Origin of the sequence: Iodobacter fluviatilis (assembly GCF_004194535.1) — a bacterium.
GTDB classification, from domain to species: domain Bacteria; phylum Pseudomonadota; class Gammaproteobacteria; order Burkholderiales; family Chitinibacteraceae; genus Iodobacter; species Iodobacter fluviatilis_A.
Genome location: NZ_CP025781.1, coordinates 1,172,877 through 1,197,001 on the forward strand (window position 1 = coordinate 1,172,877; position 24,125 = coordinate 1,197,001).

Annotated in this window: 18 protein-coding genes, 4 tRNA genes and 1 pseudogene; 10 read left to right on the top strand and 13 right to left on the bottom strand. The window is 48.6% G+C overall.

Features of this window, described 5'->3' with window-relative positions; genetic code table 11:
- Positions 1-55 precede the first annotated feature (55 nt).
- The 9 genes and pseudogenes from C1H71_RS05095 to C1H71_RS05135 all read right to left on the bottom strand — a co-directional run bounded on the left by C1H71_RS05095 (position 56) and on the right by C1H71_RS05135 (position 4,420).
- A complete protein-coding gene (locus C1H71_RS05095) occupies positions 56-826 on the bottom strand; it encodes a TatD family hydrolase (protein WP_130105607.1) in 771 nt (256 codons plus the stop codon).
- A 172-nt stretch (positions 827-998) separates the two neighbouring features.
- Positions 999-1,364: a PilZ domain-containing protein gene (locus C1H71_RS05100; RefSeq protein WP_130105608.1), complete on the bottom strand. Its 366-nt coding sequence runs from the start codon at positions 1,362-1,364 to the stop codon at positions 999-1,001.
- A complete protein-coding gene (holB, locus tag C1H71_RS05105; RefSeq protein WP_223145993.1) occupies positions 1,361-2,374 on the bottom strand; it encodes a DNA polymerase III subunit delta' in 1,014 nt (337 codons plus the stop codon). The genes C1H71_RS05100 and holB overlap by 4 nt, the downstream gene beginning before the upstream one ends.
- Before the next feature lie 10 nt (positions 2,375-2,384).
- Positions 2,385-3,009, bottom strand: a pseudogene (gene tmk, locus C1H71_RS05110) (dTMP kinase).
- Between the two features lie 104 nt (positions 3,010-3,113).
- Positions 3,114-3,188 (bottom strand) — tRNA-Glu (locus C1H71_RS05115).
- A 47-nt stretch (positions 3,189-3,235) separates the two neighbouring features.
- Positions 3,236-3,312 (bottom strand) — tRNA-Arg (locus C1H71_RS05120).
- 20 nt (positions 3,313-3,332) lie between these two features.
- Positions 3,333-3,408 (bottom strand) — tRNA-Glu (locus tag C1H71_RS05125).
- Positions 3,409-3,467: 59 nt separating this feature from the next.
- Positions 3,468-3,543: transfer RNA gene (locus C1H71_RS05130), tRNA-Ala, on the bottom strand.
- 73 nt (positions 3,544-3,616) lie between these two features.
- Positions 3,617-4,420 carry an outer membrane protein assembly factor BamD gene (locus tag C1H71_RS05135; protein ID WP_130105609.1) on the bottom strand — a complete coding sequence of 268 codons (804 nt, stop codon included), beginning with the start codon at positions 4,418-4,420 and terminating at the stop codon, positions 3,617-3,619.
- On the opposite strand from C1H71_RS05135, the gene rluD reads away from it, so the two are divergent.
- From rluD to C1H71_RS05160, 6 genes are all read left to right on the top strand, one after another.
- On the top strand, positions 4,419-5,468 hold the full coding sequence (gene rluD / locus C1H71_RS05140) for a 23S rRNA pseudouridine(1911/1915/1917) synthase RluD (RefSeq protein ID WP_130105610.1): 1,050 nt from the start codon (positions 4,419-4,421) through the stop codon (positions 5,466-5,468). The two genes, C1H71_RS05135 and rluD, sit on opposite strands and share 2 nt — an antisense overlap.
- Before the next feature lie 13 nt (positions 5,469-5,481).
- The gene (gene pgeF, locus C1H71_RS05145; RefSeq protein ID WP_262488440.1) at positions 5,482-6,210 is read left to right on the top strand and encodes a peptidoglycan editing factor PgeF; all 729 of its coding nucleotides are present in this window, start codon (positions 5,482-5,484) and stop codon (positions 6,208-6,210) included.
- 273 nt (positions 6,211-6,483) lie between these two features.
- The gene (pbpC, locus tag C1H71_RS20955) at positions 6,484-7,857 is read left to right on the top strand and encodes a penicillin-binding protein 1C (RefSeq protein WP_223145994.1); all 1,374 of its coding nucleotides are present in this window, start codon (positions 6,484-6,486) and stop codon (positions 7,855-7,857) included.
- Complete coding sequence (locus tag C1H71_RS20960) at positions 7,788-8,747, top strand: penicillin-binding transpeptidase domain-containing protein (protein WP_223145995.1); 960 nt, start codon at positions 7,788-7,790, stop codon at positions 8,745-8,747. The genes pbpC and C1H71_RS20960 overlap by 70 nt, the downstream gene beginning before the upstream one ends.
- A 417-nt stretch (positions 8,748-9,164) precedes the next feature.
- Positions 9,165-10,349, top strand: a complete 1,185-nt coding sequence (locus C1H71_RS05155) for an AlbA family DNA-binding domain-containing protein (RefSeq protein WP_130105612.1) — start codon at positions 9,165-9,167, stop codon at positions 10,347-10,349.
- A gap of 535 nt (positions 10,350-10,884) precedes the next feature.
- Positions 10,885-12,201 carry an MFS transporter gene (locus C1H71_RS05160; RefSeq protein WP_130105613.1) on the top strand — a complete coding sequence of 439 codons (1,317 nt, stop codon included), beginning with the start codon at positions 10,885-10,887 and terminating at the stop codon, positions 12,199-12,201.
- 366 nt (positions 12,202-12,567) lie between these two features.
- Here the strand turns inward: C1H71_RS05160 and C1H71_RS05165 are convergent, their stop codons facing one another.
- The 4 genes from C1H71_RS05165 to C1H71_RS05180 all read right to left on the bottom strand — a co-directional run bounded on the left by C1H71_RS05165 (position 12,568) and on the right by C1H71_RS05180 (position 19,969).
- Positions 12,568-15,174: a sensor domain-containing phosphodiesterase gene (locus C1H71_RS05165; RefSeq protein ID WP_130105614.1), complete on the bottom strand. Its 2,607-nt coding sequence runs from the start codon at positions 15,172-15,174 to the stop codon at positions 12,568-12,570.
- Between the two features lie 146 nt (positions 15,175-15,320).
- Positions 15,321-17,630: a type I DNA topoisomerase gene (gene topA, locus C1H71_RS05170; RefSeq protein ID WP_130105615.1), complete on the bottom strand. Its 2,310-nt coding sequence runs from the start codon at positions 17,628-17,630 to the stop codon at positions 15,321-15,323.
- Positions 17,631-17,828: 198 nt separating this feature from the next.
- Positions 17,829-18,911 carry a DNA-processing protein DprA gene (gene dprA / locus C1H71_RS05175; protein WP_130108140.1) on the bottom strand — a complete coding sequence of 361 codons (1,083 nt, stop codon included), beginning with the start codon at positions 18,909-18,911 and terminating at the stop codon, positions 17,829-17,831.
- The gene (locus tag C1H71_RS05180) at positions 18,911-19,969 is read right to left on the bottom strand and encodes a LysM peptidoglycan-binding domain-containing protein (protein ID WP_130105616.1); all 1,059 of its coding nucleotides are present in this window, start codon (positions 19,967-19,969) and stop codon (positions 18,911-18,913) included. The genes dprA and C1H71_RS05180 overlap by 1 nt, the downstream gene beginning before the upstream one ends.
- 142 nt (positions 19,970-20,111) lie before the next feature.
- Between C1H71_RS05180 and def the strand changes: the two genes are divergently transcribed.
- From def to rsmB, 4 genes are all read left to right on the top strand, one after another.
- Positions 20,112-20,615 carry a peptide deformylase gene (gene def, locus C1H71_RS05185; protein WP_130105617.1) on the top strand — a complete coding sequence of 168 codons (504 nt, stop codon included), beginning with the start codon at positions 20,112-20,114 and terminating at the stop codon, positions 20,613-20,615.
- 21 nt (positions 20,616-20,636) lie between these two features.
- Positions 20,637-21,560, top strand: a complete 924-nt coding sequence (gene fmt / locus C1H71_RS05190) for a methionyl-tRNA formyltransferase (protein ID WP_130105618.1) — start codon at positions 20,637-20,639, stop codon at positions 21,558-21,560.
- Positions 21,561-21,676: 116 nt separating this feature from the next.
- Positions 21,677-22,522, top strand: coding sequence for a zinc metalloprotease HtpX (gene htpX / locus C1H71_RS05195; protein ID WP_130105619.1), 846 nt, complete (start codon positions 21,677-21,679; stop codon positions 22,520-22,522).
- Positions 22,523-22,849: 327 nt separating this feature from the next.
- Positions 22,850-24,124 carry a 16S rRNA (cytosine(967)-C(5))-methyltransferase RsmB gene (gene rsmB, locus C1H71_RS05200; RefSeq protein WP_130105620.1) on the top strand — a complete coding sequence of 425 codons (1,275 nt, stop codon included), beginning with the start codon at positions 22,850-22,852 and terminating at the stop codon, positions 24,122-24,124.
- The last annotated feature ends 1 nt before the right edge of the window (position 24,125 follow it).

Sequence of the window (24,125 nt, forward strand, 5' to 3'; positions counted from 1 at the left end):
CCTAGCGCTGGTGAACCACCGCTAGAACCCACACCCAAAATTAGCACCTCTACTTTCATTTTTGCGCCCTTGCAAATAGCTTAAAGAAGTTAGCTGTCGTGGCATCTGCAATTTGATTAACGCTAATTCCGCGTAAATCTGCTATCGATTCACCTACATGTCTAACCCAAGCGGGTTGGTTCTGTTTACCACGATATGGCACCGGTGCTAAATAAGGCGAATCAGTTTCGATTAGCAGCCTATCCAACGGCACAAGCCGAGCCACTTCTTGCAACTCAATAGCTTTTTTGAAAGTAACAATGCCAGAGATTGAGATATAAAACCCTAGCTCCATCGCCGCCTGCGCCACTTCCCAAGTCTCGGTAAAGCAGTGCAATACCCCACCAACTTCATCCGCGCCCTCTTCTTTTAAGATGCGAATAGTGTCTACTGCGGATGAACGAGTATGGATAATCAGCGGCAAGCCTGCCTGCTTGGCAGCGCGGATATGTACTCTAAAGCGCTCTCTTTGCCATTCCAAATCGCCTTGTAAGCGATAGTAATCAAGCCCCGTTTCGCCAATAGCAACCACTCTAGGGTGCTTAGCTAGCTCTACCAACTGTTCTACGTTTGGCTCTGGTGTATCTTCGTAATCAGGATGCACACCTACCGAAGCAAAGATATTGGCATGCGCTTCCGCCAAGGCCAACACAGAGGGCAGCTCAGGCAAATTCACTGCCACGCAAAGCGCGTGCGTCACTTTATTTTCTGCCATATTGGCAAGCAGCGGGTCGATATTGGCAGCAAGATCGGGGAAATTAATATGGCAGTGCGAATCAATAAACATAGGGCTTCAAAGAGGCAAATTCAGGAAAACAACAAGGGGCTTCGAAAAGCCTATCCTTCGAAATAAGACTAGGCGCGTGTTAAAAAATCGACGTTGCATATGTTTGATATGTAAGAAGATTTTTTAATGCGCAACGCCGTATTATGGCGAAAGATAGGTTTTTCGAGATTCCCTACATGGTGTGCGTGGTGCGAGCCGATTGCAAATAGCCGCCCAACAAGCCTTCAATCTTGGTTTTAGCTTGATTGCCCGCTTCATTCGCCGAGAATTTAACCCCAATTCCCTGCTGATGATTATTATTGGCACCCTGTGGGGTAATCCACACCACATTGCCCGAAACGGCAATTTTGGCGGGATCATCCAACAGCGAAAGCAACATAAACACTTCATCGCCTAATACATATGCTTTATTGGTTGGAATAAAAATACCGCCGCCTGTTAAAAAAGGCATGTACGAAGCATACAGAGCAGCTTTTTCTTTAATATTTAGCGACAATACGCCAGGCCGCGATAATGGGGCCTTAATTGGTTCACTCATTTTTTCCCCTTACTACTACGCAATGCATCCAGATAGGCAAAAAGCAAAGACTCAAATACTAATCGCTGATTTAAAGGGTGGTGCGCTAGGCGCATCGCCTCATTAAGACGATCGGTATAATGAAAAAAGACGGGGGATTGCGCTGCTAAGCGCTGTAAATCGCTCTCCCAATCTGGATAATAGCGAAGTTTTCCCGTCATCTTGATATTGATTAAATCATGGACCCATTTTTGCAACCAGCCCACCACTAGAGACATCTCTAGTTTAGCCTTTTCTAGCTCGCTAGCCACAGCCAGCACATCTAAAACTGCTGGATTGGCAATATGCGCCAAAAATGCTTTGCGATTAGGCAACCATTCGGCAGTTGCATCTTCTAAAGCTGCCAAGGGCGCGCCGCCCGTATGCGCCAAATGCAGTACAGGATTGACCACCTGCTGCTGCGCCAACCATGCCGCCGCCGTTACATGTTCTGGCGTAGCCATTGGAAACACGCGACAACGGCTGCGGATCGTCGGTAATAAACGCCGCCAGTGATTTGATACCAGAATAAACATCGCGCCTGATGGCGGCTCTTCTAGTGTTTTTAAAAAGGCATTCGCCGCGGCCACATTCAGCGTTTCAGCCGGATAAACCACGGTGACACGGATGCCTTTGCGGTGTGCAGTTAAGTTAACAAAATCAGCCAAATCTCGGATGTCATCTACACCAATCACCTGCGATTTACGCTTAGGCTTGCCTTCTTCGCTCGCATCGCTCTCCTTGTCTTCTGGCGAAAGCACGCGATAATCGGGATGATTTCCCGCCATATACCAGCGGCATCCATCACACATACCACAAGGTGCCGTGGTTTTAGCTTCGTCTTCGCAAAGTAGAAACTGGGCTAAGTATTCTGCAAAACGTCTTTTCCCAATGCCTTGTTCACCGGTAATCAGCATGGCATGTGGCAGTCTATCCATCTCGCGCATCAATTGCGACCAAGCTGCGGCTTGCCAAGGGTAAAGTGTTTTCATCTAGGTGCTCTTAAAGGATGGCGCTTAATATCTCAACTAATTCTTGCTGAATTTCTTCCAAAGAACGATTGGCATTGATCACTCGAATGCGTTGCGGCTCACTGGACGCTCTTTCCAGATAAGCGGCCCGCACTCTGGCATGAAAATCAGCAGCTTCACGCTCAAACCGATCCAAAGTACGCCCCCCGCCATCCGCTCTTGGCTAACCGACAAGGGTACATCAAAAATCAGGGTTAAATCAGGTTGAATCTTATTGGGGCCACACCTTGTACCCATTCTTCAAGCGCAATAAATTTCTCACGCGGCAAACCTCTTCCACCGCCTTGGTAAGCGTAGCTGGCATCACTAAAGCGATCACATAGCACCCACTCACCCCGCGCCAATGCAGGCTTAATCACTTGCTCTAGATGCTCTCGACGGCCTGCAAACATCAGTAAGGTTTCGGTTTCCAGATGCATAGGCTCGCTGAGCAGCAAATCTCGTAGCTTTTCGCCCAAAGCCGTTCCGCCTGGCTCACGTGTTTGCACAAAAGCCACACCCTGCTGCTTTAGCCACTGTGCAATCCAGGCTAGTTGCGTGCTTTTCCCCGCGCCATCAATGCCTTCTACCGAGAGAAAACGCCCCAAAGCTGCCATATTGATTAAATTCCTAGAAAAAGATTCCCCTCAGAATTTTACACGGGGATGGTTGGAATGGTGCGGACGAAAAAAAACCTGCCACATGGGCAGGTTTTTTAAATTGGCGATCCCACGGGGAATCGAACCCCGGCCGCCGCCGTGAAAGGGCAGTGTTCTAACCGCTAAACTATGGGATCATACTTTTAAGCTAACTCTTATAAACTGAGTAGCATTTAAAACTGATTGGTGCGGCTGAAGAGATTCGAACTCCTGACCCTCTGGTTCGTAGCCAGATACTCTATCCAACTGAGCTACAGCCGCACGGTAAAACTAAGATTAGATGGCGATCCCACGGGGATTCGAACCCCGGTCGCCGCCGTGAAAGGGCAGTGTCCTAGGCCTCTAGACGATGGGATCAATCTAAAACTCTATTTAATAAGTTACAGTTTAGATAACAACTATGGCTCATTTAATTCTGGTGGAGGTAAGCGGAATCGAACCGCTGACCTCTTGCATGCCATGCAAGCGCTCTACCAACTGAGCTATACCCCCCGAAAGAGATGCGAATATTACAGAGCAAAATTAAGCCTGTAAACCCCCCTTTCGAAAATAAATTAAATATTCCTTACCAAGGCTTCCACCAGTCAGAATCAGTGAATAAGCTGCTCTCATCCAATACTGTGGTTTCTGGGTAATTTTTAAGCAATACTTTTTTTACATCATCACGCAGTGGGATCAAACCTAGCTTATCGTAAGACAAAGCCATAATGCCTAAAGCAGGCTCAACTTGCTTAGTGTTCGAATAGGTTTCTAGTAAATATTTACCACGATTAGCCGCCGCTAAGAATGCACCACGATTGTAGTAATACTTAGCTACGTGTAATTCTAAGTTAGCTAATGCCCCAACTAAGTAGCCCATACGCACCGTAGCATCGGCAGCGTATTTGCTTTCTGGGTAACGCGTAACCAGCTGGCGGAAGGTATCGTAGGATTCGCGAGCGGCCTTAGGATCGCGCTCAGACATATCCTGTTTTACCACGCTAGATAAGAAACCTTGTGCCTCATTAAAATTGACCAAGCCCTTTAAATAGTAGGCGTAATCAATATTTGGATGCGCTGGGTATTGCTTAATAAAGCGATCGATTGCGGCAAAAGCCAGCAAAGGCTCTTGGTTTTTATAGTGATTATAAGCAGTCTCTATTTGTGCTTGCTGTGCGTGCCGCCCATAAGGAAAGCGCGCTTCTAGCTTTTCGAATAACTTATTGGATCGATCATAACTGCGGCTTTCTTGCTCTGATTTTGCCTCAGCAAAAATCTTCTCCGCAGTCCAGCCACGAGTTTCATCCTGCTCTTCTGGAGTGGATGCGCAGCCCGCCAATAATCCGGCAAATACTGCAGAGACGATGAATCGCGGTAGAATCTTATTCATGATGCATTCCGAAAACGAATTAAACGATTATAACGACTTCGAGCAGGCGCGTGTCCTGACCGTGCCATCCGATTTGGCAGGGGAGCGCTTGGACGCTGCTTTAGCCAAGATGCTGCCCGAGTTTTCCCGTAACCGACTCTCCACATGGATTAAAGACGGCTTAGTCTTTCTTAACGGCAATCCAGCCGTCCCCAAAACAAAACTATGGGGCAGTGAAACGATTAGTGTCTTACCCCAACCCGAACCAGACGAAAGTGCTTTTCAGCCTGAAGATATCGAGCTGGATATTATTTACGAAGATGCTACCTTACTTGTGCTAAATAAAGCACCAGGCTTAGTTGTACATCCAGGCACAGGCAACTGGACTGGTACTGTACTGAATGGCTTACTTTATCGCTACCCAGAGCTTAAAACTATTCCCCGCGCTGGCATCGTACACCGACTGGACAAGGATACCAGTGGGCTAATGGTGATTGCACGCAACTTAAAAGCACAAAACAGCTTGGTGCAACAATTACAAGCTCGTACAGTTAAGCGCCATTACACCGCTGTTGCCCAAGGTTTATTTGGCGCAGATGGTAAAGTAGATGCCCCAATTGGCCGCCATCCTAAAGAAAGAATTAAGATGGCCGTAGTGCATTCGGGTAAGCATGCCGTTACGCATTACAAGGTGCATGAGCGCTTTACCGCACATACTTTGATTGAATGTCAGCTAGAAACCGGCCGCACGCATCAAATTCGAGTGCATATGGCGCATTTAAACCATCCACTCGCTGCAGATCCAATCTACGGCGGCAAGCCAAGAATACACTCACCTGAAGTCAGTATTGCGCTGAGTGAATTTGCACGTCAGGCGCTACATGCTAGAAAACTGTCTCTGATTCACCCAGAAACAGGCAAAACCATGACTTGGAAAGCAGCTCTTCCTGAAGATATGGAAATGCTAATCAATGTCTTGCGCCTAGACGCCGGCATGCTAGAAGAGGATTGGGAAGACGATTGGGATATTGACGATAGTGACTGCGAAGTCATGTATGTCCGTGAATAAGCCCCTTCCCCCAATGTGGATCAGGCCTGATTGGCCTGCACCAGCAACGGTGCAGGCCATTTCAACCAGCCGTCACGGTGGCGTCAGTGATGCGCCGTGGGCCAGTCTTAATTTGGGCAATCATGTTGATGATTGCCCAAAAGCTGTTGAGCAAAACCGCGCCATCGTTCGTCACTACCTACCTGCTGATCCACTCTGGCTTACACAGGTACACGGCGTGCACGTAGTTAACGCAGCAACGGCCGCCCAAAATACCGAAGCCGATGCCAGCGTGTCACATGTTACCTCTGCCGTTTGCGCCATTATGACGGCAGACTGCTTGCCTGTTTTGCTGTGTAATCAAGCCGGAACCGTCGTCGGCGCGGCCCATGCAGGCTGGCGTGGCCTCTGTAATGGCGTGATTGAAGCAACGATTGCCCAAATGGATGTCGCGCCAGAAACCCTAATGGCGTGGCTAGGCCCTGCGATTGGGCCAAGTGCTTTTGAGGTAGGCGATGAAGTAAAAGCCGCATTTACCGCACAAAACCCAGCCGCCAGCGCAGCATTTCACGCCACAGCCACACATGGAAAATGGCTGGTTGATATCTATTTACTTGCAAAGCAAAGGCTTAATGCGCAAGGAATTAGCACAATTTATGGGGGTGACTATTGCACAGTAAGCGATGCGGAACGGTTTTTTTCTTACCGCCGCGATCAGCGCACCGGCAGGATGGCTAGTTTAATTTGGTTAAGCGAAGTTTGAAACCAACAAAGCCCCCTGCTAACCAAGCTAAAAAATGCATAACCTGATTGCCTTTACCCGCCCGCTACCCTTATAAAATAACGCTTTAGCCCCTTTGCAAAGCCTGACTAAACGCCCGCAGCTTAAAGACACGGCCCAGCAAGTAGCGCTGATTCTGGCAGGGGTGGCATTTATTGCTATTCCACATTGATGCGCAGTATTAAATTACCGAATTAGCCCGCCCTATTCAGCCCGTCCAATACCCTAATCTTTGTTGTAATTAGGAAACGCCGCTTGCTTAAACCTAGGTATTTAATCCTCAGCCTGCTCTTGGGCTGCTTGCTTATCCGCTACTGGCCGCATGAGCCGCTGGCTGTAGCAGGCTCAACAGCGGTGCTAGCGCAAGATGGCAAGCTGCTAAGGCTAACGCTTGCTCCCGATCAGCGTTATCGGTTGTGGCTGCCACTAGAGCAATTCTCCACCACGCTGATCACTGCGGTTAAATTACAAGAAGATCGCTGGTTTTACTGGCATTTTGGGCTAAACCCCGTCGCTTTACTGCGTGCCATCACAGAGACCTACGGCGGTGGCGCTAAGCAAGGCGCATCCACACTAACCATGCAATTGGCACGGCTTAAATACCGTCTGAATACCAAAACGCCGACTGGAAAACTGAGGCAAATTGCACTGGCACTGTGGATAGAAGCGCGTTACAGCAAACATGATATTTTAGAAGCCTATTTAAACCTCGCCCCCTATGGCAGAAATATCGAAGGCGCTGCTGCGGCCAGCCTCGTCTACTTTGGCAAAGCGCCTAAGCTGCTCACGCTGCCCGAAAGCCTAACGCTGGCAGTGATTCCACAGCAACCCAATCAGCGCTTAGGTAGTGGCGTATCGCTCAGCGATGCACGCCAAAGGTTATGGCAACGCTGGCAAGTGGCCTATTCAGCATCCCCCGCACAAATTCAGCTAATGACCCTACCCTTGCCGGTCAAGCGATTAGAACAACTCCCCTTTAGAGCGCCGCATTGGGTGGAGCAAAGATTGGCCGATACCGCCACCACCCCCGTAACTACGCTCAATACCACGCTAGATTTACAACTGCAAACACTGCTAGAAAAACACCTGCAGCAGTATCTAGCTCAGACTCGCAGCCGAGGCATCAATAATGCAGTGGCGATGCTGGTAGATAGCCGCGATCAATCCGTGCGCGCCCTAGTTGGGTCTGCCGATTACTTCAACGCCAGCATTTCCGGCCAAGTAAACGGCAGCTTAGCCAAAAGATCGCCTGGCTCCACCTTAAAACCTTTGATTTATGCACTGGGGCTGGATCAAGGCGTGATCCACCCTGCGACTATTTTGCGCGATACCCCCAGCGCTTTTGGCCCTTATCAGCCAGAGAATTTTGACGGGCGTTTTATCGGCCCGCTCAGCGCCACCGATGCGCTCATCAAAAGCCGCAATATTCCCGCCGTATGGCTGGCTAGCCAGCTTAAAAACCCCAGTTTTTATGATTTTTTACAGCAAGCTGGCATCCGCAAATTGCAATCAGCTGAGCATTACGGCCTAGCGCTGGTACTGGGAGGGGGGAAGTCAGCATGGCAGAGCTGGCCAGCCTTTACACCATGCTGGCCAATGAAGGCCGCCTTAAACCGCTGCGCTATTTAAAGGACACGCCGCCCAGCAAGGGCGAAGTCCTGATCAGCGAGCAAGCCAGTTGGCTAGCCTTAGACATGCTCAGCAAAAACCCACGCCCCGATGGAGGTAACAATGCTTGGCCGGTGGCGTTTAAAACCGGCACATCATGGGGGTTTCGTGATGCATGGACGGCAGGCACGGTTGGCCCCTATGTGCTAGTGGTCTGGCTGGGCAATTTTGACGGCCAAGGCAACCCCGCGCTCATTGGCCTAGAAGCGGCCGCCCCGCTATTTTTCCGTATTGCCGACGCGCTGGCGCTGGCCAAACCCGCCGATAGGCCTATGCCCAAGCGCCCACCTAGCGGCCTTGCCCAAGTCAACATCTGTACCGCCAGCGGTGAGCTGCCCAATACTTGGTGCCCACAGCAAAGCAGCACCTGGTTTATTCCGGGTAAATCGCCTATCCGCGTCAGCAGCCTGCATCAGCCGGTACACGTCGATACTCGCACTGGCCTTGCCGTCTGCCCCCCTTACGATCCTGTCCATACAAAAACAGAAATCTTTGAGTTTTGGAGCAGCGATATGGCAAGGCTATTTAAAGAAGCTGGCGTACCCCGCCGCAAACCACCACATATCGATTGCAGCGGCATGGCCAGCCTTGGGGACGCGCCCAAAATCAGCTCGCCCTTGAGCGGCCTAGCCTACACCCTGCGCCTATCCCGCCCCGACGAAACCATCGCCCTGCAAGCCGCAGCCAGCAGCGAGCAGCTGTATTGGTTTGATAATCAGATTTATCTAGGAAACGCCAAATCGGGCGGCATCGCATGGCGGCCACAAGCAGGCGGCTGGCATCAGCTTAGCGTGGTAGACGATCAGGGCAGGAGCGACAGCAGGCAGGTGAAGGTGGAGTTGTTGCCGTAGGCCAAGGTTTTGCCCCCAAACAAACATTAGCTTAAGGGCATTTCATAGCAAAACTTAGGGTGTAATAAGTCTGAAGCCGTAGGCATTGCGCCGTGTTTGCCAAACCCAGATTGGGTGAAGGTCACGGTCACTAAGACGCTTAGTGAGAACGCCGAATTAGGTCTTGTGAAATCGAGCAAGATGGTGCAATGCGTCTGGAAAAACATCAGACTTATTGCACCCTACAAAATCATGCGCCTTACGGCCTTAGCTTGCAGCGGCCGCGATTAAGATGATCGTACTTAATATATTCATGATTGATGCTTGGGTCATACTGACATAAATACAAAAATCGTAAGCAAATGGTAAACTAGCAAAAAAACGAGAAGTGGCTCTTGGCCAAATGTGAGATCACCGCGTTAACATTGGGAACTAATTATGCTTAGCGAGCTACTGACCACTCTTCGATATAAGAGCGAAGGGACAGATATTGATTTTAAATCCTCGCAGTACCGCTTTAGTGGCGGAACTGAGGATGATAAGTCCGAGATGCTAAAGGACATCCTTGCAATAGCTAATGCTTGGCGTGATGGTTCAGGTTACATTCTTCTTGGTTTTAAGGAAAAACGACCTCATCCCGCAGAAGTAGTAGGGATCTCCACAACTATCGACGATGCACAAATACAGCAGTTTGTGAACAGTAAGGTCAAGCCTAAGCTGACGTTTTGCTATGAGGAACATTTGTATGAAGGTAAGACTGTGGGGATTATTACAATTCCAAAGCAGAAACGTCCGTTCTACACCTCCCATACCTACGGTAAGGTTAAGAGTAATGTAGTTTACGTACGCCGAGGTAGCAGTACCGATGAAGCAGAACCCCCTGAAGCTACGGAAATGTCTTTGGCAGATTCTGGTCGTGGAAATATGCGTGTAGATATGTCTGTGCTTACTCCTGGTCACGAAGTATTGCCTGATAGCTTTGAACGGTTTTATATGACACTTACGGAAGAGTTCCCAGACTACGTAAGTCAGCGTCCGTCTAGCTACTTACATGGTATCAGTTCTTCTTATGATATCTATCAGCAAGACAACAAGGCCTACTGGAGGGAGCTTGCTAGATATACCCGTATAAATGATCAGCTAATCTTATTGCAATTCTTACTAGTTAATCGCTCAGAGGTTCAGCTCTCAAGCGCCAAGCTTGAGGTGTTTATTGAGCCACTTGATGGACAGGGTATTGAGTTGATTGCTAAGGATGATTTACCTGAAAAGCCCAGCGCTGCTTTTAACATTATGAACAGTATTAGACCTCTTTCTGAGGTGCTGATCGGTAAAAACGCTCAATTCATAGTTAATGACAACGATTTGTCGTGCGGCTATGTTCGTTTTGGTTCCCTACTTCCAGGAGAAGAGGGTAAGTCTTCTTTGCTTGCAATCATTCCCCAAGGACCTGGTCGTTTACGTATTCGCTTTCGAATTTTGGGCGGCGAATTAGCAGAGCCAATTGAACGTGAGCAGCTTATTGAAGCTGTAGGGAATACCGAAACCCTCGATTTTAAGGGGTTCCAAAGCTTTTATAGGGAGCGGTTAATTAAAGAAAGGCTAATTCAGGGCACCTCTTAGCATGGTAGCGTGGACTAAGTAGTTAGGCAAAAGTTACCTTGTATAATTAAGCCACAACTTGTTGATTTATAAAGAAACATACCCTGTAAAACTTATACCGAACTACTTAACGCTTTATCTGCCCAGCAATTCAAAGGGTACAGACCACAGTAAATTCAGCTGACTTTTTTTAACTGAAATTCATCCACTGTTTTAGAAAAATATCATTTATTGCCCAACTGGTGCCTCATCATCTTTCAGCCAGAAGCTGCTCGCGCACTTGAGCTCTGGCAAGGTGCAAGCGGCTTTTGACCACTTCTAGCTTAGGCCTTAAAAATTTGTGGGGCTGGGCGATTTTTGTTTGGCATCGCATTAGATATTTGGCAAATAAACGACAGCCCAATTGAGCAAGCTTATCCCCCACCAATGTAATCCTCAAGAGCTACGGTTAAACACCTCGCCTGCTTACAATAAACCTTGCCTGCGCTTATTGGCTACAGTAATCTCGATAAAAGCCGAAGTTTTCTGTCAAATCAGCTACATAAGAGAATATTGAATGAGTGATCCAATCCAGCAAAGAAATACCTTAGCGGCAAGGCCCTTAAATAGGCAGGACTGTAAAACGCTAGGCCTAGCATCGCTAGGGGGCGCATTAGAGTTTTACGATTTTATTATTTTTGTGTTTTTCACCGTTGTTTTAAGCAAGCTGTTTTTCCCTCCTGATATGCCCGATGCACTGAGGCAAATCCAGACATTCAGTATTTTTGCCGCAGGCTATTTAGCGCGCCCATTGGGTGGGATTGCCATGGCGCATTTTGGTGATTTGCTGGGCCGAAAAAAGATGTTCACCCTTAGCATACTGATGATGGCCTTGCCTACACTGATGATAGGCTTACTTCCCACCTATCAACAAATTGGTATCTGGGCACCGCTGTGCTTACTTGCTCTACGCATTTTGCAAGGTGCCGCCATTGGTGGTGAAGTGCCCGGCGCATGGGTGTTTGTTGCCGAACATGCACCTGAGCGCCACACAGGTTTGGCTTGCAGCTTAATTACCTCGGGCCTCACTTTAGGAATTTTGTTAGGTGCATTGATCGCCATGGCGATGAATAACCTATTTAGCCCAGCCGAGCTGGAAGCATGGGCCTGGCGTGTGCCCTTTTTAATTGGCGGTGTATTTGGCTTGGTAGCGATGTATTTGCGTAAATGGCTGCATGAAACACCGGTATTTTTAGAGCTGCAAGCTAAAAAAAACTTGGCGACTGAGCTACCGCTTAAGCAAGTGTTACGTGATCATCGCCTTAGCATTGCTATTTCTATGCTGGCCACCTTTTTACTTGCTGTGGCGATTGTGGTCGCTATTTTGATGACTCCCGCGTATTTACAAAAACAATTCGCGGTATTGCCAGTTGATGCCTTAAGGGCCAATTGCTATGCCATCGTAGCGCTTAGCTTGGGCTGTGTGGTGGCAGGCTGGGCATCAGACAAACTAGGCTGCGGCTTAACGATTCTGATCGGTTGCACCTTACTAGGCTGCAGCAGCTATGCGTTTTATCACACCATGAGTCATGACACGAGCCAGCTAGCCCTGCTCTACCCGCTGATGGGGTTTACCGTGGGCATTGTTGGCGCGGTGCCGCTCTTGATGATTAAAGCCTTCCCCGCAGCGATCCGCTTTAGTGGCTTGTCTTTTTCTTACAATGTGGCCTATGCCTTTGCGGGCGGCCTGACGCCGGTGATTTTATCATTCTGGATTAAATACGATGTGCTAGCGCCCAGCTATTATCTTTTGCTGCTTAGTATGATTGGGGTGGGGTTAGGCGCTTATTTAATCACTCATCAAGGCCAGCAACTTAAACACAGTATTCGATAAGAAAAAGCCGTCTCTTGCGCAATAAGAGACGGCCTTTTTCTATGGTAAACCACTAGCAGCCTGTCGGACTCAAGCGATCGTAGCGAGGGAAAGACCGGTTTGAGACAGATTTCGCGGGTTTTTAGGTGAATAGCTGGCTATTCAACGAGAAAATACGTGAAATATGGCCAAATCCGGCTTTTCCGTAGTAGATCAGTCTTAAGTCCGACAGGCTGCTAGCCCCCCCCAATCCGAGGCAAGGCCATTTGATGCACGCGTAGTAGCCATAAATGGGGATTAAATCAGAAGGGTGAATCAAGGCCAGCTTTATTTTAGCCCTGATTTAAACTGCACGAAGCGTGCGTGATTGTTACCAGTTTCAATATTTTAAACCTTCGCCTGTAATCCCAGCCTCATCCAAAGCTCGGCCACGCCACTTGGCACGGGCTCACTAAAATAAAAGCCCTGCATACGCTGTACACCTAGGCCCTGCAGGAAGCGAGCGGTTTCTAGGGTTTCTACACCTTCTACGATAATTTCTAGCCCTAGAGCAAACCCTAGCTGAACAATGGCTTGCATCATCCTACGGCCATCATCCGTGTGTAGCCGTAAGGAAAATGACACATCAATTTTTAAAATTTGCGCGGGCATTTCGTGCAACTGCGATAACGATGAATAACCGGTACCAAAATCATCAATTGCAATTTTAAACCCAGAATCATTAAGCTGACGCAGATGGCGCAGCTGGCGGGAATAATCGGTAAGTGCTACCGATTCAGTGATCTCTAGCACCACATCTTCTGCACGCAAACGATGCTGCATAAGTCTTTCATTCAGCTGGGTAACAAACTGAGGCTGAAACAACTGGCTGCGCGAGATATTAATCATCAGCTTTTGTGTCAGCCCTGCATCACGCCATTGGCGCAATTTGGCAAAGCTCTGCTGAATAACCAACTCAGACAACTCTTGAATCAAACCCACCTTTTCTGCCATAGGAATAAATAGCTCTGGGCTAATCCATCCGCTTTGATCATCTTGCCAACGCGCCAGCGCCTCAACACTCAGTACTTCACCGCTTCTTGCATCCACAATGGGCTGATAAAATACTTGCAGGCGATTATTACGGATTGCTGTAGAAAGGCGCGATTGAATTGCAACGTGTTCACGGCCCAAGGCTTTTAAATGCACGATATCACTATAAAAACAGACATTATTTCGGCCTGTGTGCTTGGCGTGATACATGGTGTGATCAGCTGCCGAGAGTAATTCTTCTCCCGATTCAGCATTGTCTGGAAACACGGCAAAACCCAGCGAAATTGTAGGCTGCGTTTCCATACCATTGATAGTTACGCCCTGCCTTGCGGCATTGCGCAGCCGATCAGAAATATCACGCATCACGGTTAAATCAGTTAAATCGGGGATCAGCACCACAAATTCATCACCGCCCCAGCGGGCCAATACATCATTTTCTCGCAAGACACTAGAGAGCTGCTTGGCCACGCTCACCAATAATTCATCGCCAACCTGATGCCCAAAGGCATCATTAATTTGTTTAAAGTGGTCTAAATCGATAAAACCCAGCGCAACTTTGGAGTTTTCCTGCCGTGCACGATCAATGGCACTGTGAATCTCACTATCAAGCATAAGGCGATTAGGCAGCTTGGTTAGAGAGTCATACAGCGCAAGCTGGGTGATTTGTTGCTCGTTGAGATGAGCCACCGTTACATCGCGCAATACGCCCCGTATCGCCGTAAGCTGCCCATCTGGGCCACGGTGCGCAATCAACCTGGCTTCTACCCAAATACTCCCACCCGTGGCCTGCATCAGCCGGAAGCGTTGCAATACGGGATCCGTGGCCTTTAAAATTTTATTTAAAGCCGCCACCATGGCTAAACCATCATCGTGGTGCACCCAAGCAAATAGCGGCTTACCTAAATCATGCTTCATTTCCCGCAAATCTAGTGCACGTAATTTAGCCCAAGCAGACGTGGTACTGGCTAACTCACCCGTCGGCGCTAAATCGATCACCGCCTCTTCAAGCAAATTCAACGTATCCAGCATCGTCTTACGATGGGCGTTTTCCAGCATCAGCAAGGTGACATCATGCACCAATGCCACCGCATGGCTTTGCCCATTACTTGCCTGCACTGGTTGTAAGCGGGTTAATAGATAAATAGGGCCATTCACCGAGGGCAGCGTGCAATTAAACTGGGTGCTTATTTTTTCATGCAAAGTGCGGGGTAAATGACGTACTAACTCCGAAGCTAACTCATAGGGCAATACACTGGTAATAGGACGCCCTTGCAGCATTTCTGCAGGGGGTAAATGCGGGTGAGCAGACCAAACACTAACAATCACGCCCTGCTGATTACATTCAAATACCATATCCTGCAAAACGCCTATGAGGGCGCATAAGCGTTGTTGATTACACTTTAACTCTTGCTCAACTCTGTACTTAACAATGGCTTGCGCCACATGATTGCTTAGCATAGAAAGCAGCCGTAATTCACTGCGGCTGCGCTGCATTTCGCAATCATTTAAAAAGGTTAAAAAGCCAAATGGCTCGCCACGTTCTAATAGCGGAATGCACAAAAGCTGACGCACACCAATTTGTGCCATCAGCATTTGCTCAGCGAGTGGTAATTCTAAAAGTGTTTTATTGAGAACCATCCCTACCGCCAGCGTATCCGCTAAGAGGGGATACGTCGCGTAATCAAGGGATCGGCAGGGGTCTGGCGTGATATCTGCAAGGCGAGTATCAGGATCACGCCAAACTGATACTAAATGCGAAGCACTCTGATCAGGAGTGTTTAAATATAAACAAACCACATGGCTTTTAGATACGCCTGCCAGCAAACCTAAGGATTCCAGCAGGTTGCCGTCATACTCAAGCAAGGATGCAACAAGTCCATCAAAGGTTTCAAAATAAGTTTGCAACAGCCCAAGTTCGCTCCGAAGCTCGAAATCGGGGTCAGTTAAAACATTGTGCTGCACGGCAAACCTCTTTGAGCAAGCACCTAGAATTGAAAGTATTAAGGAGCTCTGATTTAGAACAACTACACCCGCAATCGATATATAGCGATGAATTACGGCGAATAAATACAGAGCAGATAAGACCCTGCCCTGCAGCGATACTCAACTTATTCGCTTTCTACTTTCTCAGCTTTAGGCGCTGGCCCTTCGATCACTTCCACATAACCACATTCTTTCTGCGGGCAGACTTTCTCTGTACCGCGGCGTTTGGTTACTTTAATGGTCATTACTGGCCAGTTACACTGCGGGCAATGTTCAGCAATCGGTGGATTCCAAGTTGCATATTTGCAATCTGGGTAAGTATTACACGAATAAAACAGCTTGCCGTAGCGGCTCTTTCTTTCGATCAAACTACCCTTTTTGCATTCTGGGCACTCAACGCCTGTATCGCGCGGTTTTTCGAGTGGCTCAATATGCTTACACTTTGGATAGGCCGAACAACCAATAAACTTACCATAACGCCCTACCTTGATATGCAAAGCGGATTCGCATTTGGGGCAAGTACGGTCAGGAACGACTTCTGGCTCGGTAGGTGCAGTATCGGCATCATCCCCCAGATTGCGGGTGTAATCGCATTCTGGATAGGTGGTGCAGCCAATAAAGCGGCCACGTTTGCCTAAGCGAATCGCCAGTTTTGCCACGCCACATTTTGGACAGTCTTCGTCCATCTCTTCTTGGGTGACTTCTTTACGCGATAGTCCTGCTTTTTCTTCGCATTGCTTATGAAAGCCTTTCCAGAAATCAGCCAGCACCGGAATCCAATCGCGCTTACCGGTGGAAATCTCATCCAGCTTGTCTTCCAGCTTGGCAGTGAAATTGTAATCCACATACTGGGTAAAATGTTCCGTCAGGAATTTATTTACCACTTCACCGGTATCGGTTGGCGTAAAACGCTTTTTATCTAAGATCACGTATTCGCGATCTTTCAGCGTTTTAATCGTCGACGCATAAGTAGACGGGCGGCCAATCCCAAATTCTTCCAGCGATTTTACCAAAGACGCTTCAGTAAAGCGCGGTGGCGGCTGGGTAAAATGCTGCTCACCAGATAGCTTATCTACGGGCAAGGCATCCCCAACGGTGAGCACGGGCAGGCGTGCTTCATCGTCTTCATCGTCTTCTTCATCGGTATCTTCTTGGTAAACCGCAATAAAACCTGGGAATACCAAAGTTTGACCTGTAGCACGGAAAATAGCCTCCGGCCCTACCGCAATATCTACCGCTACCGTATCAAATTTTGCCGGTGTAATTTGGCTGGCCAGCGTGCGTTTCCAGATCATCTGATACAGCTTGAATTGATCAGCCGTCAGATAAGCCTTCACCGCATCTGGGGAACGATAGATGGAGGTAGGACGAATCGCTTCGTGCGCTTCTTGAGCATTTTTGGCTTTATTTTTGAAAATAACCGGCGCATTAGGCAGGTATTCTTTCTCAAATTTTTCGCCAATATAAGCGCGAATTTCATCCAATGCATCGTTAGCCAAGGCCACCGAGTCAGTACGCATATAGGTAATCAAACCGACGGTTTCGCCGCCGATGCTCATCCCTTCATACAATTGCTGAGCCGTGCGCATAGCGCGATCGGTCGTCATACCCAGCTTACGCACAGCTTCTTGTTGTAAGGTAGAGGTAGTAAATGGGGCAGCAGCGCTACGAGATTTCTTTTTCTTCTCTACCGCTTGAATTTCCGCGCTCTGGCCGCTGAGTGCATCAAGGATGCTCTGTTGCGTGCCGGTATCAGGGATATCAAATTGTTCGAGTTTTTTACCCTGCCACTGAGTTAGTTTTGCGCCAAATTTACTGCGACCTTGATGGGTATCGAGGTGAACCGACCAATATTCTTGCGATGTAAACGCACGAATCTCGATCTCGCGCTCACAAATCAAACGCAGCGCTGGGCTTTGCACACGGCCAGCGGATAGGCCGGAGCGCACTTTACGCCAAAGTAAGGGGGATAAATTAAAGCCAACTAAGTAATCTAGGGCACTACGTGCCTGCTGAGCATTCACCAGATCGCTATCAATATCGCGTGGATTAGCCACGGCATTGAGAACAGCGGTTTCGGTAATTTCATGAAATACCACCCGCTTAAAAGTGCGACTAGCCGTCAGTAGCTTTTTAGAGCGCAATATTTCCATGATATGCCAAGAAATAGCTTCACCTTCGCGGTCCGGATCGGTTGCCAGAAAGATGTTAGTAGATTCTTTAACGGCGGCAACCAGTGCATCGACGTGTTTTTTATTACGCTCGATCACCTGATACTTCATTTTAAAGTCATTCTCGGTATCTACCGAGCCGTCCTTTCTAACCAAACCACGGACGTGACCATAGGAAGCAAGGATCTGGAAATCCTTACCAAGATATTTCAGCAGCGTTTTCGCCTTGGACGGCGACTCGACGATCAATAGATTCGCGGGCATGGGTCCCCGGTACAGATTATTTTTAGATTAAAGAACTGTCAGCGAGCTCAAGTGTTTTACACATAAAAACTGATCTCAGCCAACAACAGATAGTCAGTGTTTCAAGGCGTAGCCAAAAAGATAAACTCTCTGGATATAGCAGGAAATCGGATGGAGCATGCTTTTAAAAAAGCGGTTCAACAAATGCTTACGCCCTACTCAGGCCACCCGCTGATAGCGGCTACCAGGCAGGGCGACAATGCAACCTTCTAGCTCCAAGGTCAACAGCATCGCGGATAGCCTGTCTGTCGTCAAGCCGCTGCGCTGTGACAATGTCTCAATGTCCACAGGGTCAAAGCCCATATTTTGTAAAAAAGGACTACTTTTTGATGCACGTTTTGGCACGCTTGCACCTTGAGGCGAATCCCATGCCAGCTCAGATAAAACATCTTCGCTTGATTCAACCAATTTTGCCCCCTGCTTAATCAGCAGATGACAGCCCCGAGCCAATGGCGAGTGAATTGAGCCTGGAATTGCCAGCACCTCTCTCCCTATATCTGCGGCCTGTTTCGCCGTTATCAAGGAGCCACTACCCACACTGGCTTCTACCACCAAGCAACCTAAGCCTAAAGCGGCGATCATACGGTTGCGTCTAGGAAAATGTTCAGCCTTAGGTGGGCTACCCAAAGCCAGCTCAGAAATAATCGTGCCCTGCTCGGCAATACAGTGGGCTAATTCACGATTGCTGGCAGGGTAAACCCGATCTAATCCAGTACCGACTACAGCAATAGTGGAGCCAGCCGCAGCTAAACCACCACGATGCGCTGCCGCATCAATCCCCGCCGCCAAGCCGCTAACTACGGTCAATCCCGCAGCACTAAAGCATTGTGCAAATTGCTCAGCGTTTTCTATACCCTGAGGGCTGGCACTACGGCTTCCTACAATGGATAAGGCAGGCGTGGACAATAAATCCAGCCTGCCTTTTACATAAATTAAAGTAGGTGCATCGGGTAAATCAAGCAAGCGCTGTGGATAAGCAGCATCGGCCAAAGAAATAAGCGTATTGCCCTCCTCAAGTTGCCACGCCAATGTTTGCTCAAGCGTGGCTTCCAGCTGGCTGTGATCGATCTCTAGCCAAGCGCGCAAAACGGTGGGGGCGAGCACTTCGGCCAGCTCAGCCTCTTTGGCCACCAGCGCTGCCTCTGGCGTTCCAAAGCGGGCCAAAAGCGCAAGCTGCTTTCTTGGCCCAACTTTATAAACTGTGGTGAAGCGCAGCCAAAGCCGCACTTCATCCTTATCCATCAAGGCGTTTTAACCTCGTCCCCCACATTCACCGATCGAGTACTATCAAGCACAAGGCCGTAGGCAAATTCAGGGAATACACGGTAAATAAATAAATTACCGTTTTTTTCAATTGGCGTGAAACGATCAGGCTCATTACTGCTTTCCTTACGAATCAAACGGCCAGCTTTGTAATTAAAAAATACGCTCCCAACATCTACACCATGTTGTGAACCACGGTTAATCACCACCGTCGTAAGCGGGCCAGCTTCTGCCACTCCACCATAAGAAGTCACAATCCGACCGCTAACTGGCAGCTCAGGAACATGCGGCACATAATTAATAAAGGGTGCTTCGTTCGCGCGAATTAAGCGGCTGCCGACCAGAATTTCTTCTTTAGAAGAAGTCAGGCGAAGTGTTGCCACATCACCCGTTACCTCTAATCTTGCGTCGCCTAAGTAATCGACTTGATGGCCAATCACGCGTTTTTTCTCTGGATCATCAGGATCAATCAGGTTTTTACCGTCTCTAAATACCTGCCAGTTATCCCCTACCTCACCCTCTAATCCAACGGCAAAGACATTATCGCCACTGGCAAAAATAACACGCTCATCCGGACCAGCGGCAATCCGCGGGGCAGCAGCAAAGCTCTCGTTATCAATAACCAGTGGCTTGCTAAGGAAAGGACTAATGGCCGACATAGGGATACTTGGCGTAGCCCCATCAGCCAAAGAAGTGAAGCGAATGCTCGGCGATAACTTGCCTGAAGCAGAATTGCTCCCTGCTGTTTTTTCGTTCTTAAGCAAGCGCAGACGCGGCACGCCACTGCTGTTATCCAACAAAACCACATCACCCGGATAAATCCAGTGTGGGTTTTTAATTTCCGTTTTGTTTAGTTGCCAAATTTCAGGCCAACGCCACGGCGTTTTTAAAAAATGCCCTGAAATACTCCAAAGCGTATCGCCCTTTACTACTACGTAACGGTCAGGCGCGTTATCTTGCATGGCGAGGCTATCTGCCAAAGCAGTGCCAGATAAAAGTACACTAGCCCAAAGTAGAGATATAATTGTTTTTCGCATGATGGCGATTTCTCTCCGCCGAGAAAACTGCTAAGCGAAGGCTTGCATGTTTTTTTCGGATTAAGTTGATACTACATATTTTACAGCTATATGCAAAAAATTTGCTTATAGCAATCACCGTACTTACTTGCACAGACTAACTATGGCCATTCTAAACATTTTGCACTACCCAGACGACAGGCTTTACACCGTAGCAAAGCCAGTGACTGTATTTGATAGCCACTTACAGCAATTTATCCACGACATGGGTGAAACCATGTATGCCGCCCCAGGAATTGGCTTAGCCGCGACACAAGTTAATACTCACCAACGCATTGTGGTGATTGATATCTCTGAAGATAAAAATAGCCTAATGGCATTGGTAAATCCTGAAATCATTAAGATGGATGGCAAAACCATGTGGGAAGAAGGTTGCCTTTCTGTACCAGGCATCTACGAAGAAGTAGAACGCGCCGAGCGCGTGACCGTTCGCGCTTTTGATGCAAAAGGCAAAATTTTTGAACTAGAAGCCGATGGCTTACTCGCTATTTGCATTCAACATGAATTAGATCACTTAGACGGTAAAGTCTTTGTAGAAAAACTTTCTAAATTAAAGCTTAACCGCATTCTGCAAAAACTTAAAAAAAACCAACGCAAGACTATGTAATCGCCTAGGGCCGCTAAAAAAATGAAAATTATCTTTGCCGGCACGCCGGATTTTGCCGCTTGTGCTCTGCAAGCGCTAATCAATGCGGGCCATGAAATTACTTTAGTGTTAACCCAGCCTGATCGCCCTGCAGGCCGAGGCATGAAGCTCACCGCCTCGCCGGTAAAAGCGCTGGCAGAGAAACATGCTATTGCGGTTTACCAGCCAGAAAAACTTCGCACCGCCGAGCAGCAAGCCCCCGTAGCAGCCATTGAAGCGGATGTGATGATAGTGGCCGCTTACGGGATTATCCTGCCACAAATTGTGCTGGATATGCCAAAGCTTGGCTGCCTGAATATTCACGGCTCGCTGCTACCGCGTTGGCGTGGCGCTGCGCCTATCCATCGCGCAATTTTAGCAGGGGATACGACAACGGGCATCACCATTATGCAAATGAACGCAGGGCTAGATACGGGAGAGATGCTGTCGATCCATACCACCCCTATTAATGCCACGGACACCACCGCCAGCTTGCACGACAAGCTGGCGACGCTAGGTGCTGAGGCCATCGTGGCTGCTCTGAAAGATTTGCCCGCATTACAGCAAACACGCCAAGTGCAGCCCGAAGCTGGGGTGAGCTATGCAGAGAAACTGCGTAAAGAAGAATCTCAAATCAATTGGCAAAAACCCGCCACCGAACTGGATCGAATGATTCGTGCATTTAACCCCTTTCCTACAGCGCAAACCTTGTTTGACGGGCTGGCACTCAAGATTTGGCAAGCTCAGGTTAACAGCGAAAACGGCCCAGCCGGAACCATCCTTAAGACCAATAAAGACGGTATCTTAGTCGCATGTGGGCAAGGATCTTTACTGATCACCGAGCTGCAAAAAGCGGGTAGCAAGCGTGTTGCTGCCAGTGCGTTTTTAGTGGGGAACGCCATTGAGGTGGGGCAAAAGCTAGGCTGATAGCCACAAGCACACCCTGTAAATCCCCCTATTTGTTCACATCTTGCATAAGGATTGAATTTTCTCAAAGAAACATCATCTTATGGAGATTGAATCGGTTTTTTGGAGAAAAAAATATGAACAACTGGCTAAAAACCACTATTTTGATGGCGGGCATTATCGCCCTTTTTGCCATGATCGGCGGCATAATTGGGGGCAAAAGCGGCATGCTGCTGGCGCTGCTATTTGGCGGCGGGATGAATGTGTGGGCTTATTGGAATTCCGACAAAATGGTGTTGCGTATGTACAACGCTCACCCCGTCGATGCCCATACCGCGCCAGAGCTTTACGGCATGGTCGAAGAACTAGCCAGAAATGCTGGCCTGCCTATGCCTAAAGTGTATGTGATTGACGAAGATCAACCGAATGCTTTTGCTACCGGCCGAGATCCAGAACACGCCGCCGTTGCAGCCACCACTGGCATTATGCGGGTGCTATCTTATCGTGAATTACGCGGCGTAATGGCGCATGAGCTGGCACACATTCAGCACCGCGATATTTTAATCTCCACCATTTCAGCCACCATGGCAGGGGCAATCTCCGCCTTAGCTAACTTTGCGATGTTTTTTGGCGGCAGAGATGAAAATGGCCGAGCCATGAACCCAATTGCAGGGATTGCCTTAGCCATTTTGGCCCCTATTGCAGCGTCTCTTATTCAAATGGCCATCTCCCGCGCCCGCGAGTTTGAAGCAGATGCAGGCGGCGCACGGATCTCTGGCGACCCACTAGCACTGGCCGATGCCCTACAAAAAATAGAGAGCCATGCACGCGGTATTCCAATGCAAGCCGCCGAAGAGCATCCAGCCACCGCACAAATGATGATTATCAACCCGCTGATTGGTGGTGGATTATCCGACTTATTTAGAACTCACCCACAAACTGCAGAGCGCATTGCCAGATTGCATGCCATTGCGCGGGGATAATTTCTAGAGTGCTTTTTTCCTTAGGTAGTTTCAGCCCCATATGCACTAAAAAAGTTACATAGAACCTCAAAGTGTGTGAAATGGCGCTCAACCTTGAATACAGAGGGCACGGAAAAAGACGCAAAACTTTATTTCCTCAGTGAACCGTATGCCCTCCGTAATTTAAGTTTTAACCCTCTGATTCATGGCATTACTTTCACTTAGCTCACTGGGGGTAAAACCCATCTTTTTTAGCCTTTGATACCTTCTGGCGGGTTTCACCCGTCCTACGCGATTCGCAATACCCAGAGGTTTGCAAATCGCCGCCTCACATTTAAAGAGAATATTTTGTTAGCCACTCAAAAATTTGCCAGCCGTATTGTTGCCAGCGTGCTTGCTGGCCAGAATCTAAACGAAGCTTTGAACAAGGTTTGGCGTGAAGACCCCAGCCTGCTACCTCGGCAAAAAGGTGCCATTCAAGATGTTAGCTACGGCACATTGCGCCAGCTGGGCCTAATTGAAAGCATCCTTAAGCCGCTATTGCAAAAACCTTTACACGAGCCTGAACTAAAAGCACTGCTATTGGTTGCCATTTACCAGCTGCAATTTAGCCGCGCCGCAGCGCACGCCATTGTGGATCACGCCGTTACGGTGGCGACACAAACCGGAGCAGGTCATGGCAAAGGCTTAGTCAACGGCGTATTGCGTAATTTCTTGCGCCAAAAAAATGATCTATTCAACATGGCGCAAAACAGCGAATACGGCCAGTACTCACATCCCGCTTGGTGGATTTCGGCCATGCGCAAAACTTACCCAAAACAATGGCGTAATATTTTGCTAGCCAATAATCAACATCCCCCTATGACCCTGCGGGTTAATCTCAACAAAACCACCGCCGCTGACTATCTTGCACTGCTGGCGCTTGATGAGATTGGCGCTAGCTCTAGCGATGGCCTATCGATTCAATTGCAAAGCCCTGTAGGTGTAGATCGTTTGCCACACTTTTTTGATGGCTGGGTATCGGTACAAGATTTAGGTGCGCAATATGCCGCCCGCATTTTAGACATTCAAGATGGGCAGCGTATACTTGATGCCTGTGCCGCACCTGGAGGCAAAAGTGGCCATATTTTAGAGCTGAAAAAAGTGGCTTTAACCGCCGTTGATAATGATGCAATCCGCCTAAGACGCGTGCAAGAAAACCTTGATAGGCTAGAACAAACCGCCACGCTGGTGCTTGGAGATGCAGGTCAACCAGACACTTGGTGGGACGGTCAGCTATTTGATCGCATCCTTGCCGATGTGCCTTGCTCGGCCTCTGGCGTGGTTCGTCGCCACCCAGACATTAAATGGCTGCGCCGCAGCGGCGATTTTGCCGGATTTGCCCTCCAACAAACCCAAATGCTCGATGCCCTTTGGCCACTCGTAGCGCCGGGCGGCAAACTCCTGTACGCTACCTGCTCTGTTTTTGCCGCGGAAAATACCGAGGCTGTGAGCGCATTTTCCGCTCGCCATGCCAACGCAAAACAACTCCCTTTACCCGACTTCATCCCTGCAGATGGTCAGCTTTTGCCTACACCGGAACATGATGGCTTTTTCTACGCCCTTTTTACTAAAACGGCCTAAA